A 13,899-nucleotide genomic window follows, 5' to 3' on the forward strand; every position below is an offset into this window, starting at 1 on the left:
ATCCGGCGCTTCCAACACCGATGGTCATCTAAGTTATTGATCCTGAGTCGATTTTTGCGATGTGTGAATCCGATAGGTATAGTGACGGGGAGAGGGGCGCTCTCATCGACGGTTTTTGCCAATCGCCAGCGTGGCAGAAACAGCTTGGTCCTACGACCGCGACCGCAGCGCCTCATTCAGCGCCCAGATATCTTTTTCCTCGGGCGCCGTTTCCAGCCCGAGCACCGGGATTTGCTGGCGCAGATGGTCGTGGTGGGTGCGCACGCCATATTCGAGATCCGAGAGATAAAAACCCTCAAAGGCTTCCGACAGCATGGATTCGTTCGACCACACGGAAAGCTGCACATCCTCGTTCATGGTGTCGCGATCGATGCGGTAGGCGAGATAGCGCGCCGCCGCCTGCTCCCTGGTCTCGTCGGGGTAGCGGTAGATGGCGCCGCGCAGCAGCGTCTTGCCGGTCGACAGCGGGAACTCCTGGTAGAACTGCACGGATTCCGGCATGATCGACAGCGCATTGTTCGGAAAGATTCCGTAATAGATCCAGGCCTTGCGCAGGTGCTCGGGCAGATGCTTCGCCTCGGGCGCGATCTTGATGTACTGCCCGACGCTCCAGCGCCGCCCGGCATGCGGATTGTAGGTGGCGAAGGAACGTGACACGCCGTTGATGAACGGCTCGTCGAAATAGGTCGCGCCATAAAGGTCCTGCAATGCGGGATGCGCCATGGCGACGTGGTAGCCTTCATTGTCGACGTCGCGCACCGACTTCCAGTTGACCGGGCTCTTCTGGCTCCAGATGCCCCAGGACGGCACCATCTCGGCGACACCATAGTGGGCGATCTCGGCCTCGATCGGCTTCAGCAGCTCGGCCACCGGCGGCTGCGGGCCGCCCTTGCGGAAGCGGATGAAGATGAGACCCATCCAGATCTCGAGATCGAGCGGCATCAGGCCGAATTCGGTCTTGTCGAGATCGGGGAAGGAGCGCGGACGGGCGGCGCCCCGCAGCGTGCCGTCGAGATTATAGACCCAGCCATGGAAAGGGCAGACCAGAGCGTTCTTGCAGGTGCCCTGGCTGTCGGCGACGACGCGACTGCCGCGATGGCGGCACATGTTGTTGAAGGCGCGCACGACGCCGTCCCTGCCGCGCACGATGAGCGCCCGCTCGCCGACCACGTCCATGGTCAGATAGTCGCCGGCGTTCGGCAGATCGGAGACGTGACCGGCGATCTGCCAGTGGTTGCGGAAGACGTATTCCTTCTCGAGTTCGAGCACGGCGTCGGAATGATAACTCCAACCCGGCAGGCCCCGCCGGTCCCACTTGCTGGGGATCGCCACGTCGCGCAGGTGCGGGTTCATGAGAGGCTCTTCTTTTGTTGAATGGTCATTCAATAAAAACACATTTTGCATTTAAATGCAATGGCTTGTGGATGTGTGGTAGATTCTTGGCGCAGAATCCTCCGGCACTTTTGCTCCAAATTCAAACGCCCAACGCTGGAGAAATCCCGAAAATTCCGGGTGTTAGCAGGGTTCGTATCGACACCCCATTTCTAGGCGTGGGCCATAACAGCTGATCTGGAAACAAGACTCCCCAAGCTGAAAAATTGCCGGCGAGGCTCAACCTGTTTCGGAGATCTGCCGACGTCCGCCAGTGCGCTTTCGCTCGCGGCGTCAGCGAGGCTGAAGCGCGCTCTTGCCGCTTACTGGCCGCTCGAACTACCGGCAAAATAGAAGGTTTCTTCCCCGTTACATTGCCGGATACGCGCCATCGCTGGCTCGTTACAAAGTGCGGCTATTCGTTTCCACAGAAAAAGAAAATCGACGAAGGGAAGCGCGATGTATATGAAAATCCGGACTGGCTGCAATGACCGCCGCCTGCAAGCGCCGGAGCGCAACGATCGGCGACCGAAGCTGGCGCTGCGCCAGCGCGCCAACGACCATCCAATGGCGCTGTTCGTGGTGCTGGGCGCCGCCGCGTTCGCCGGCATGGCGTTCGCGCCGCCGGTTGGTCCCGCCTTTGCTTCACTGAACCCGCCGGCAAACATCGTCAAGGGCGCGCCGACCACGACCAAGACCGCGCGCCTGCCGATGCCGGAGATCGATTTTGTCTGCAAGGGGCAGGCCTGGGGCGCCGAGAGCGCGGACTGCCTGCGCGTCATTGCCGAGCAATCCGGCATTCACAAGGCGCGCGCGGTCCGCGTGATCGCCAATGCCGCGCCGCTGACCCATACGCCGAACGTTTTTTGATGCTCTGAGCGACCCTCCAGTGCTCAGGCAGGCTCCCGCCGCATCGGTCGGGAGTCTTTTTTCTCTGGACGTGGCCCTTTGTTTGAGCACCGGATTTTTCAAAAACCGTTTTCCACCAGTCCGAAGTTCTAGCTGCCCAATGCGGCCTGCTCGGCAATGGCCGACAGCACGCCGCGCACGTCCAGCGTGCTGAACGGCTTTTCCAGGATCTGCGGCCGCTGTGGCGCCGGCAATGCCTCGATTTCGGCCTTCGCGCCGATCAGGTCGCCAGTGACCAGAACGAAGCGCCGCGCCAGATCAGGCTTCTCGGCGAGCAGTTCGCGATAGATCGATATGCCGCTGGTGCCGGGCATGCGCAGATCGGAAAAGACGATGTCTGGCGGCATATGGCCGGACAAGGTCGCGGCGGCCGATGCCCAGCCCGGCACGATCCGCGACTTGATGCCCATCAACTCCAGAATGTCGGACAGCGAGGCGGCGACATCCGGCTCGTCGTCGATGATCAGCGCATGGCGCAATCCGCTCGAGCGCGACGGGCTTTCGCCGGCGGCGGCCGCGCTGCCGGAGATCGCCGGCAACTGAACGACGAAACGGGCGCCTCTCGGCAGAACTTCCTCGAACCAGACATTGCCATTGTGCCGTTCGATAATCGATTTCGAGATCGACAGGCCGATGCCGGTGCCGACGCCGACCGGCTTGGTGGTGAAATACGATTCGAAGATGCGAGGCCGTATCGCTTCCGGCACGCCCGGCCCGTTATCCTCGACCGAGAAACAGGGATTGCCGCGATCGCTGCGAAACGTGCGAACCTTGATCAGCCGGTCGCCGCCGATGCCGGCCAGTGCGTGCTGGCTGTTGATGAGGAAATTGGCGGCCACTTGCGTCACATGGTCGGCGTCGGCCATGGCCAGCAGCGGACCGCTGGCGAAATCGGTATCGATAATGATGCCGGTCGACCTGGCGCCGTAGGCAGTCACTTCGAGTGCCGCACGGACCACCTGGTTGAGGTCGGTCTCGGCCTGCGACGCCGGATGCAGGCGAACCATCGAGAGGAAGCTCTTGACGATGCGGCCGCAACGCTCTGCAGCGGCGCGCACCTTTTCGGCGCGCACCTTGGTCTGCGGGTCTGAAGCGAACTCGTGCAACAAAGTCGATTGGGCGACGACCACGGCAAGCGGGTTGTTGAGCTCGTGTGACACGCCGGCAAGCAGCGAACCCATAGCCGCCATCTTCTCGTTCTGGTGCAGCTTTTCACGCTGGCGGCCGATCTCCTCCTCGGCGCGCAATTTGTCGCGCAGGTCGCGGATCGAGCCGAAGATCAGGCGGCGGTCGGCGACCCGCATCTCGGTCGCCGTCAGTTCGATCGGAAAAACCTCGCCGGCCGCGTTCTGGGTCACGGTCTCGATCCGCTGGCCGACCATCGGCGCGCCGCGGCCCGACATGTATTCGGCGCCCGACACATAGCCCTTGCGATAATAGTCCGGAACGACAGTGTCGAGCAGGTCCTTGCCGAGGATGTCGCTGCGCTGATAGCCGAACATCTTTTCGGCGGCGGGATTGAATTCGATGATCGAACCGGTCTCGTCGATGACGATGATGGCGTCGAGCGAGGCCTGCAGCATGGTGCGGCGGATGACTTCGCTGGCGTGGGCATCGGAAAGCGATCGTTCGATGGCGTCGCCGATGGCCAGCGCCACGATGTGCAGCGTTGCCTCTTCCTCGTCGGTCCATTCGCGCTCGTTGACGCAGTCGTTGACCGCCAGCGTGCCCCACAAATGGCCATGCGCAAAGACCGACACCGACAGGAACGACTTGATGTGCTGCTTTTCGAAGTCGGTTCTCAGAAAGCCTTCGAGGTCGCGCGTGTGTCCCGCGAAGATCTTGCCTTGCCGCTCGTCCTCCGCCAACCGTTCCAGCAGTGGATCCGAATTGACAACCGACTGCAAAATCACCGTCGGCGATGCCAGTTCGCCACCATATCGGGGGTCGATCCAGTAGGCCGCCACCGACTGGGCAAAGCCCTGGCCGGGCAGCTCGCGCAGCCGAAACAGGATGCCGCGCTGGCAATCCATGGCCCCGCAGAGCGTTTCAAGGATGCTGGCCATCTCGCGCTGCCAGTCGCCAGCTTCGCGAAGCCGGCGAACGACGTGAACAGCGGCCATCGCCGCGCCCTGCCTGCCGCCGTGCATATCGCTGCGTGCTGCTTCAGCCGTCATGGTCAGCCGTCATATCACAGTCGTGCCACCGAGAGTGATTGCCAGTGGTCGCGCCGCTCAGTTGCCTTCGCCGGTCGGCAGCGAGAAGATATAACCTTCGCCGCGGACTGTGCGCAGGAATTTCGGATTGGCCGGGTCCGCCTCGATCTTCTTTCTCAGCCGCATGATGCGGATATCGACGGCACGTGAGGAGTCAGGATCTTCCACGAAGCCGATCGCCTCGGAGATCGCCGCACGCGTCAGCAAGCGGTTGGCACGCGTCAGGAAGACCTCCAGCACGTCGAACTCGCTCTTGGCCATGTCGATGACCGTCCCATTGGCGCCGGTGACAAACCGGCCGTCAAGATCGGCATGGAAAGGGCCGAAGCTCATGAAACGGCGGTTGGCAGTTGTTTCGGCCTTGGCGCCCTGCGGCTCGGCCGGCTGCGGCACGCGGCGCAGCACGCTGCGGACCCTCGCCAGCACCTCGCGCAATTCATAAGGCTTGACGATGTAGTCGTCGGCGCCGAGTTCCAGCCCGACGATGCGGTCGAGCGCGGTGCCGGCGGCAGTGGCATAGATGATGCCGATCGGCGTTTTCGAGCGCATCCAGCGGCCAAGCGACAGGCCGTCCTCGCCCGGCATGGCGATGTCGAGGATCGCCAGGTGAAACGACTGCGTTTCCAGCAAGGTTCGCGCTGCGCTGGCGCTCTCGGCCGTAGCGACGTCGTAGCCGCTGGCGCCGAGATACTCGGCAACCGCGTCCCGCAGATCCGGCTCGTCCTCGACGACGACAATTCGTGCCCGCACGATGCTCTCGCTCCCACTTTCAGAGGAAAGTAGATTGGGTATAAACATCATGTCCAGCACTCATCTTGGGTTGCCGGTTGCAGGGTGGAAAAAAATGGCTGCACGATCCATCATCGCGCTTGTTTCCGTCGCCGAAGTGGTCGCAGCCGATCTCGCCGACCATCTCGAACGGCGCGGTCATGACGTGCGCGCAGTGCGGCAGCCGTGGGAGGCCGAATCCTTGCTTTCCGGGAAGGGCATAGATGTCGTCGTCGTCGGCGACAGCCTCAGCCAGGCGGAAGGGCGTGATCTGCTCAAGCGCCATGGCGGCGAGGGCGGGCCGGATTTCATCCTGATCTGCCGGCCGGCCGATCTCGTCGACAAGGTGCTGGCGCTTGAACTCGGCGCCGCCGACGTCGTCGAGAGCCCGCTCAATGTCAGGGAACTCGCCGCCCGTATCGGCGGCTTGCTGGCACGGCGCGGCAGGAACGCCGGGGAATTGGTCGTGCTGGAGAACGCGACGGTCGACCTCCGGTCGGCCATGGTCATGCATCGCTCCGGCACGGAAGAACAATTGTCGCCGGGTCAGGTGGCGCTGCTCAGATTGTTCCTGGCCAGTCCGCGCAAGGTCTTGACGCGCGACGACATCATTGCCGCCGCGCCCGCCGAAAATGCCGATGCCTTCGATCGCTCGATCGATTCGCGCATCGTGCGGCTGCGCCGCAAGCTCGACACCGAAACCATCACCACCATACGTGGCGCCGGCTACCGGTTCGATCCGCCGACGCAGTTCGCCGACTGAGGCCGAGCCCCTCACCGTATTGTCCACAGGCCCAGGCGCTCAGCGCACGACAAGAAGCGATGGACCTGACGGCCTTTCGCTGCCCGCGATGAATTCGCTCGCATGAGCACGATCCCTAAGAAGCACGGTGGCGAGGCCGGCAAAGCCGAGCAGGCCCTGTGCGTAGAGCAGTGCGGAAAGCACCGAAGCTGCAAATTTCGTGTTCATCGTTTTCGTCCCCAAATTTGGTTTTAGGTTCGCTTCAGGGAAACCCCCGAAGTGCCCGCGCCGCCAGCGGAGCCCCCCGTTGCGGCGCGGGCCTTCGGTCCTCACGGCTGCAAGTTGCCGGAGGTGCCGCGCATCTTCTTCAGCCCAAAACCGACCCGCCAGAGGGCCTTGAGCCGGTTATGCGCAGGCTGGACACGATCTAGACCGTGGCGAAAAACAGTGCGGCATGCAGCGTCGAAACTTCGCCTGAAGTCATCCCCGCAAGCTAGGTCGTCTGGCTGCCGGCGAAGGTGCCGGCGCCGCCAATAAACGCTGCGGCAATGCTTATCCTGAACAGCCGGGAGATCGCGTTCGACTGATGTTCATCTTCGTTTGTGCCGGCTGTTTTCGTTGGGTCAACTTTGCGGGTGGCCTGTATCCAGATCATGCCGCTCGAGTCCGCGCTTTGTTGCCGATTGGTTTCGAGCCAAGTTTCTTTCCAATGAGCGAAACCGCGCTTTCGACTCGGAGATGGCACTGCCGTGCGCAGGGCCGGCTCAGCTCAACCCCGAGGGCGTTGCCCCAAGGTTATGCCCCTGCGAAACCCTCGGATCGGCTTCCGGCCGTTAACCAGAGCAAACAGATACGAAACAGAAACGTCCGCCGCGCGAAATCAATTCGAAACGTGACCCAACGACAAGCCAGTCATCGAATTGGAGTCGGCCATGCCCGGCAGACAGGGGGATATCATGTACACTGCCATTTCCGCCAAGCTCATCAACATCGCTGCCGCCGTCACCGCGGGCACGGTTCTTCTGTTCGGCGCCGGCAACGGCGTTGCCCATGCCGCCAATCGGGCCGCCAATCAGATCGTGGCGCGGATTTCGCTTTCGCAGCAGACGATGGAAGTCCTCGTCGACGGGCGGCCGACCTTCGCGTGGAAAGTCTCGACCGGCGGCAAGGGGCATGTCACCCCGACCGGCTCGTTCAAGCCGACCCGCATGCACCAGATGTGGTATTCGAGGAAATATGACAACGCGCCGATGCCGCATTGGGTCTTCTTCAAGGGTGGCTACGCTGTACATGCGACCAATTTCGTCAAGCGCCTGGGACGGCCGGCCTCGCATGGCTGCGTGCGGCTGCATCCGGACAACGCCGCCGATTTCTACCAGCTTGTCGAGATTTTCGGTCCGGCCAACACCCGGATCGTCATCATCAAATAGATAGCCAAGATGATCCGCTTTTATAGATACGTTGCGGTCGGACATCACTGCCCAAGAAAAGGCCGGAAATTTCCGGCCTTTTGTCAATCAATCAACCGGTGCCGGCATCAGCTTCGGGTCCGGCTTCTCGGCGTGATGCGGCAGGTCCTTGCTGGCAATGAAGGTGTAGAACATCGGCACCACGAACAGGGTGAACATGGTCCCCACCAGAATGCCGGTGAAGATCACCAAGCCCATCGAATAGCGCGCCGCCGCGCCGGCGCCGCTGGAGATGATCAGCGGCACCACGCCGAGCGCCATCGCCGCCGTCGTCATCAGGATCGGCCTTAGCCGCACTCTGGCCGAGGCGACGATCGCATCACGCCGTCGCATCCCATGGAGCTCGCGCTGCTGGTTGGCGAACTCGACCAGAAGAATGCCGTGCTTGGTGATCAGACCGATCAGCGTGATCAGGCCGACCTGCGTGTAGATGTTGAGCGTTCCCAGCCCCAGATTGAGCGGCACGATTGCGCCGAAGATCGACAGCGGCACCGACATCATGATGATCAGCGGATCGCGGAAGCTTTCGAACTGCGCCGCCAGCACCAGATAGATGACGAGAACGGCTGCCGCGAAGGCGATGATGATCGTGTAGCCCTGTTCCTTCTCCTGCCGCGACTGGCCGGTATAGTCGATGAAGAACGTGTCGGGCAGGCTTTCCCTGGCGATGTCCTCGATGGTCCTCAGCCCGTCGCCGGTGGTCAGGGTGGGCAATGGCAGAGCGGAAATCGTGGCGGAGTTCAACTGGTTGAACTGCTCGATCACGGCTGGCGAGGCGTTGGTCGAGATCTTCACCACCGCCGAGAGCGGCACCATCTCGCCCGAAGCACTGCGCACGAAATACTCGGCCAGCTTTTCAGGGTTGTCGCGGAAGTTCTGCGGCACCTGCGGGATGATGTCGTAGCTGTTGGATTCGCGGTCGAACTGCGCCACTTCGGCGCCGCCGACCAGGAGGGTCAGCGTCCGGCCGATGTCGGCGATCGGCAGGTTGAGCGCCGCGGCACGGTCGCGGTCGATCGTCACCGTCACTTGAGGCGCATCGAAGGACATCGAATTCTGCACGGCGAGGAAGCGACCGGAGGCCTGCGCCTTGTTCTTGATGTCCTCGGCCGCCTCGAACACCTGGGAGGCATCGCCGGTCGAGCGCACCACCATGGTCACCGGCAGGCCGCCGCCGGAGCCGGGCAGTGTCGGCGGGGCGAAGACGAAAGCCTCGACGCCCGCCACCTTGGCAAGGCGGGCGGTGATGTCTTCCTGAAGTTCCTTCGAGCTGCGCGCGCGCTCGGCCCAGTCCTTGAATGCGAAGCCGACGAAGGCGTTGTTCGTCGGGCCTTGGAACGCGACGGCGGAGAACCGCGCCCTGGTTTCGGGGATGTCGTTCATCAGCCCGAGAATCTGGTTCACATAGGTCTCGGTGTAGTCCGACGTGGCATAGCGCGGCGCATTCACAATCGACAGCAGGAAACCTTGGTCTTCTTCCGGCGCCAGTTCGCTCGCGGTCTTGGTGAACATGAAGCCGGTCGTGGCGACCAGTGAGATGACGATCATCAGCGTCACCGGGCGGTATTTCAACGAGCCGCTGACCAGCCGCTCATAGATGTTTTCGACGCGCCCGAACGTGCTGTCGACAATACGCTGGAAGCGGCTGTGCGAGCCGGCCCTCAGGATGCGTGCCGACATCATCGGCGTGACGGTGAGGGCAACGACACCCGAAAGCACCACCGAGCCGGCAAGTGTCACCGCGAATTCGCGAAACAGTGCGCCGGTCAGGCCGCCGGTGAAGGCCAGCGGCGCGAACACGGCGGCCAGCGTTATCGTCATGGCGATGACGGCGGATGAGATCTCCCGCATGCCGTTGAAGGCCGCCTGCATCGGCGACAAACCGTCTTCCTCCATGTGGCGGTGAATGTTTTCCACCACCACGATGGCATCGTCGACGACGAGGCCGATCGCCAGCACCATGGCCAGCAACGACAAAAGATTGATCGAATAGCCCAGCGTAAACAGCAGAAAGCAGACGCCGATCAGCGACAGCGGAATGGTCACGATCGGCATCAGCACCGAGCGGAACGAGCCGAGGAAGAGCAGGATGACGACGATGACGATGGCGACCGCTTCGCCGATGGTCTTGAACACCTCCTCGATCGAGGCGCTGATCTGCTCGGTCGAATCGTAGACGATCTCGATCGTCATGCCTTGCGGCAGCGTCTCCTGGATCGTCGGCACGATTTCGTGGATCGCCTCCGCCGTCGTCAGCGGATTGGCGGCCGGCGTCGGGAAGATGGCGAGAAAGATGCCGGGCTTGCCGTTGAAAGTGACCCTGGTGTCGGTGTTCGCCGCGGCGAGCTCGACGCGCGCCACGTCACGCAGCCGCACCACATTGCCGTCTGTCGAACGAAGCGGAAGAGCGGCGAAAGCCTCCGGCGTCTGCAGCGTTGAGCGGACGGTGATCGAGGAGGCGACGTACTCGTTTTCGGTATTGCCGGGTGCTGAAAGGAAATTCGATGCGTTGATGGCGGTCAGCACGTCCGACGCCGTTACGCCGCGCGCCGCCAGTTTGATCGGGTCAATCCAGACGCGCATCGAATATTCGGCGGCCCCGAAAATCTGCACGTCGGCGACACCCTCGACCGTCGACATGCGCGGCCGCACGACGCGCTCGATATATTCGGTGAGCTGTTCCGGCGTCATGTTCGGATTCTGCATCGAGATATACATCATCGCGAACTGCTCGCCGGTGCCCTTGACGATCACCGGGTCTTCAGCCTCGTCCGGCAGGTCGCCGCGCACGCTTTGTACCTTCGACAAGACTTCGTTCAGCGCGACGTCGGGGTTGGAGCCGAGTTTCATCTGCACCGTCACGGTGCTTGAGGACGGCCGGCTCGCTGACGTGACGTAATCGATGTTTTCGGTCGAAGCGACGGCACGGGCGATCGGCGCGGAAATGAACCCCTGGATCAGGTCGGCGCTGGCGCCGGGATAGGCCGTGGTGATCGTGATGGCCGTTTCTTCGACCTCCGGATACTGCCGGATCGAGAGGCTGAAGATGCCCTGGAAACCCAGAAGCAGGATCATCAAAGCGAGCACGGTCGAAAGGACCGGACGGCGAATGAAGATGTCGGAGAAGCTCATTTCTGGGCTGCCTGCTGGTTTGCCGGCTTGGTCGGGTCGATGGTGTTGTCGACGGCAACGGACATGCCGGCGGAAAGGCGGTTCTGGCCGGCGGTAACGACTTCGTCGCCAGGGGCGATGCCTTCCAGGATCTCAACCAGGCCGGCATTGCGACGGCCTGGCTTGACGAACACCTGGGCGAGCACGAGCTGCGGCTTCTGTTCTTCCGCCGTCGGCTCGGCCGGCGCAGCAGCGGGTTTTTCCTCGGGTTTTGCCGCGGGCGCTTCAGCCGCGGGCTTTGCACTATCCGTGGCGGGCGTTTCTTCAGGGCTGGCCGCGGCGGCAGGGGCGGCGGCGGCGTCGGCGGCGGGCTTTGCCGGACGCACCACAAAGACGAAGTCGCCGTAGAGGCTGGAGGTCAGCGCAGTCTGCGGCACCGTCAGCACATTGTTTTCCTCGGGCAGTTCGACGCGCACCTGCACGAACTGGCCAGGGGTCAGCTTGCCTTCGGGGTTGGCGACCTCGGCCCTGACCGTCACCAGCCGGCTGGCCGGGTCGATCTTCGGGTCGATACCGCGAATGGTGCCGGTGAACGGCAACTCGCCGTCACCAATGCCCAGCCGCACCGTCTGGCCGATCTTCAGCAGCGGAAGCTGCTGTTCGGGAACCGAGAAATCGGCCCGCATCGTCTCCAGATCCTGCAGTGTCGCTACGGAAGTGCCGGGTGAGAGATACTGGCCGAGGTCAATCCTCGGGATACCCACGGTGCCGCTGAAGGGCGCGGTCAGCAGCTTCTGCTCGAGCACCGCCTGCAGCCTGTTGACCTGCGAAGTGGAAGCCGATGCGGCTGCCCGCGCCGAGTCGAGCGTCGATTCCGAGCCGACACCGCGTTTCTGCAATTCAAGGGCGCGTGTCATCGCCGTCTGGTCGAGCGCTGCTTGCGCCTTCGTCGCTTCGAGATCGGCGCGTTCGGCGGCATCGTCGAGCTGAAGGAGACCCGCGTTGGCTTCAACCTTCTGATTGGCGTGAAACAGGATGTCCTTGACGATGCCGGCGGTTTCGACGGTCAGATCGACGCCGCGGACCGCACTGACAGTGCCGATCGCCTCGACGCCCGGCGTCCATTCCGTCGGCTTGACGATCATCGTCGACACGGTCGCGGCAGGGGGCTTCATCGTGGCGAAGAACTGCTGCATTGCATTGTCGCGGAACAAGTTGAAGCCGACGATGCCGCCGCAGACCAGCACGAGCAGAACGAAGGCGATGATGAAGCGCTTGATCACGAACAGTCCCCTTGGCCATGGCCCGGCTTAACAGTCGGATGACCCAAACACATACCTGTGACTGGTCCCGATTTCAAATGACGGCGACCTTACTGTACCGTCTGGACGGTGTTGTCAATTCCGCCTAGGCTAATGTATTGGAGAGGGATTGATGAAAACCCGAAGAACGAATTCGCGCGACAGGATACTCGCCGCCGCCGCCGATGTGGCACGCGAGACAGGGCCCGGCAGCCTGTCGCTGGACGCCGTCGCCAGCCGTGCCGGAGTGTCGAAAGGCGGCTTGCTGTACAATTTCCCGACCAAGGCGAAACTGATGCAGGCGCTGGTTGAGGATTATCTGCGCGCCTTCGAGCAGGCGCTGGACGCGGCCCGCACTGCCGGCGTGAGCGGCGAGAGCCCGCTTGCGACCTACATCAAGCTTTCGGCCGAACATGCCGCGGAATCGAAACCGTCAGCTTCCTGGATATTTTCGGCAATCGCCGAGGATCCCGATTTCCTGACGCCGATAAAAGCGTTCAGGCGGCAGGTTTTCGAGCGCCTCAAGGGGGAGACGCCGGACCTCAAGGCGCTGCTGGTCTGCTACCTCGCCATCGAAGGACTTCGCAGCATGAATCTGTTCGATTCGGACGTCCTATCAAAAGACGAACGTCGGTTGCTGGTATCCTCCTTGTTGGAGATTGCGGGATAGATTGCTGCGCAGGCCGGGCGCAGCACCTGCGGCAGGACAGATCGCCGGAACGACCTTGATGCCTGCCCGTCACCGCCGCTGCGTTACGGGAAAACCTGATCTCGCAGGCCGGCTGCATCATTGTCATGGCCAGATTTCCAACGTATTGGCCGCCGGGTGCCGCAACGGCCGCGCGAGCCATCGGCGCATGACGAAAGCTAAGACGATTGGTGAAGCATGAGCGAAATCAGGGTGGAAGGTCTCACCAAGCGGTTCAACGAAACCGCCGCGCTGAACGCCGTTTCGCTCGACTTTGCGGCGGGCTCCTTCACTGCGCTGCTCGGCCCGTCCGGTTGCGGCAAGACCACGATGCTGAGGCTTATCGCCGGCTTCGAGGCGCCCAGCGAAGGTCGCGTGCTGTTTGGCGACGAATTGATGGCCGATCCGCAGCGGCAGGTGCCGCCGGAAGCGCGCGGCGTTGGTGTCGTCTTCCAGTCCTATGCGCTATGGCCGCATATGGATGTCGGCGAAAACGTCGCCTATCCGCTGAAGGCCCGGCATGTCAAACGGAGCGAGATCGCCGGCCGTGTTGGCGCGGTTCTCGATATGGTCGGGCTCAACGGATTTGAAAGCCGCCGTATCGAGGAACTGTCCGGCGGCCAGCGCCAGCGCGTGGCGCTGGCGCGCTGCCTCGTTGCCGACGCCAGGATCATCCTGTTCGACGAACCGCTCGCCAATCTCGACATGCATTTGCGCTCTTCGATGGTCGACGCGTTTCGCGACATCCACCGCCGCACCGGCGCCACCATCGTCTACGTCACCCACGACCAGGCCGAGGCCCTGGCGCTGGCCGACCGCGTCGCCATCATGAGCCGAGGCAAGGTGCTGCAGGCGGCGGCGCCGCAGGAGGTTTATCGCGCGCCGGCCAATGCCGCTGTTGCCGGCTTCGTTGGGCGGGGATCCATCGTTTCGGGCTTCGTGGTCGATCAGGCCGCAGGGACCGCGACAGTCGACTTAGCAGGGCATCGCTTCTCGGTGCGAACCGCCGGAAGCCCATTAGGAGCGGTCAAGGTGTTGCTGCGGCCGGAAGCGCTGCGGATTTCACCTGAGGGCATGCCGGCGGCGGTGCTCGACAGCATCTATCGCGGTCCGGTCCATGAGGTGCGGCTGGCCTTGCTGACGCCGCCAGGACAGGGCCGGGGACAGGAATTGTTGATCGACAGTACCGAGGCAGTCACGGCCGGCCAGAGAGTGCACGTTTCCGCCTCGGACGCCTGGATAATTCCAGGAGCCTGAACCAAGCGCGTCGCGGGATCGTGCGACACGCTTTCAGTCGCTGTTTTATGCATGTCGTCGTCCCAAA

At 62.7% G+C, this 13,899-nt stretch carries 12 protein-coding genes; 5 read left to right on the forward strand and 7 right to left on the reverse strand.

Annotation, left to right across the window (positions count from 1 at the left end):
• Nucleotides 1-150 precede the first annotated feature (150 nt).
• On the reverse strand, nucleotides 151-1,353 hold the full coding sequence (locus tag NMG80_RS11570) for an aromatic ring-hydroxylating oxygenase subunit alpha (protein ID WP_254018206.1): 1,203 nt from the start codon (nucleotides 1,351-1,353) through the stop codon (nucleotides 151-153).
• Nucleotides 1,354-1,830: 477 nt separating this feature from the next.
• Here NMG80_RS11570 and NMG80_RS11575 point away from each other — a divergent pair, with 477 nt between their 5' ends.
• Nucleotides 1,831-2,241: a hypothetical protein gene (locus NMG80_RS11575; protein WP_436798589.1), complete on the forward strand. Its 411-nt coding sequence runs from the start codon at nucleotides 1,831-1,833 to the stop codon at nucleotides 2,239-2,241.
• A 128-nt stretch (nucleotides 2,242-2,369) separates the two neighbouring features.
• On the opposite strand, the gene NMG80_RS11580 is transcribed toward NMG80_RS11575, so the two are convergent.
• Entirely contained in the window at nucleotides 2,370-4,457 is a 2,088-nt protein-coding gene (locus tag NMG80_RS11580; RefSeq protein WP_254018208.1) for a PAS domain S-box protein, read from the reverse strand.
• A gap of 57 nt (nucleotides 4,458-4,514) precedes the next feature.
• Nucleotides 4,515-5,294: a response regulator gene (locus NMG80_RS11585; RefSeq protein ID WP_254018370.1), complete on the reverse strand. Its 780-nt coding sequence runs from the start codon at nucleotides 5,292-5,294 to the stop codon at nucleotides 4,515-4,517.
• A 46-nt stretch (nucleotides 5,295-5,340) separates the two neighbouring features.
• On the opposite strand from NMG80_RS11585, the gene NMG80_RS11590 reads away from it, so the two are divergent.
• Nucleotides 5,341-6,027, forward strand: coding sequence for a response regulator transcription factor (locus tag NMG80_RS11590; RefSeq protein WP_254018209.1), 687 nt, complete (start codon nucleotides 5,341-5,343; stop codon nucleotides 6,025-6,027).
• Nucleotides 6,028-6,066: 39 nt separating this feature from the next.
• Here NMG80_RS11590 and NMG80_RS11595 read toward each other — a convergent pair whose 3' ends face one another.
• Both NMG80_RS11595 and NMG80_RS11600 read right to left on the reverse strand, forming a co-directional pair.
• A complete protein-coding gene (locus NMG80_RS11595; RefSeq protein WP_254018210.1) occupies nucleotides 6,067-6,234 on the reverse strand; it encodes a hypothetical protein in 168 nt (55 codons plus the stop codon).
• A gap of 265 nt (nucleotides 6,235-6,499) precedes the next feature.
• Nucleotides 6,500-6,661 carry a hypothetical protein gene (locus NMG80_RS11600; protein WP_254018211.1) on the reverse strand — a complete coding sequence of 54 codons (162 nt, stop codon included), beginning with the start codon at nucleotides 6,659-6,661 and terminating at the stop codon, nucleotides 6,500-6,502.
• A 301-nt stretch (nucleotides 6,662-6,962) separates the two neighbouring features.
• Here NMG80_RS11600 and NMG80_RS11605 point away from each other — a divergent pair, with 301 nt between their 5' ends.
• Nucleotides 6,963-7,436: a L,D-transpeptidase gene (locus NMG80_RS11605; RefSeq protein ID WP_254018371.1), complete on the forward strand. Its 474-nt coding sequence runs from the start codon at nucleotides 6,963-6,965 to the stop codon at nucleotides 7,434-7,436.
• Between the two features lie 87 nt (nucleotides 7,437-7,523).
• Here the strand turns inward: NMG80_RS11605 and NMG80_RS11610 are convergent, their stop codons facing one another.
• Nucleotides 7,524-10,607 carry an efflux RND transporter permease subunit gene (locus tag NMG80_RS11610; RefSeq protein WP_254018212.1) on the reverse strand — a complete coding sequence of 1,028 codons (3,084 nt, stop codon included), beginning with the start codon at nucleotides 10,605-10,607 and terminating at the stop codon, nucleotides 7,524-7,526.
• Complete coding sequence (locus tag NMG80_RS11615; protein WP_436798590.1) at nucleotides 10,604-11,869, reverse strand: efflux RND transporter periplasmic adaptor subunit; 1,266 nt, start codon at nucleotides 11,867-11,869, stop codon at nucleotides 10,604-10,606. The genes NMG80_RS11610 and NMG80_RS11615 overlap by 4 nt, the downstream gene beginning before the upstream one ends.
• A 151-nt stretch (nucleotides 11,870-12,020) precedes the next feature.
• Between NMG80_RS11615 and NMG80_RS11620 the strand changes: the two genes are divergently transcribed.
• Together NMG80_RS11620 and NMG80_RS11625 are read left to right on the forward strand one after the other, a co-directional pair.
• Nucleotides 12,021-12,557 (forward strand): TetR/AcrR family transcriptional regulator, encoded by a 537-nt coding sequence (locus tag NMG80_RS11620; protein ID WP_254018213.1) that lies wholly within the window; start codon nucleotides 12,021-12,023, stop codon nucleotides 12,555-12,557.
• Between the two features lie 216 nt (nucleotides 12,558-12,773).
• Nucleotides 12,774-13,832 carry an ABC transporter ATP-binding protein gene (locus NMG80_RS11625; protein WP_254018214.1) on the forward strand — a complete coding sequence of 353 codons (1,059 nt, stop codon included), beginning with the start codon at nucleotides 12,774-12,776 and terminating at the stop codon, nucleotides 13,830-13,832.
• Nucleotides 13,833-13,899: the final 67 nt, after the last annotated feature.

This window comes from Mesorhizobium escarrei (genome assembly GCF_935825525.1).
GTDB lineage: Bacteria > Pseudomonadota > Alphaproteobacteria > Rhizobiales > Rhizobiaceae > Mesorhizobium > Mesorhizobium escarrei.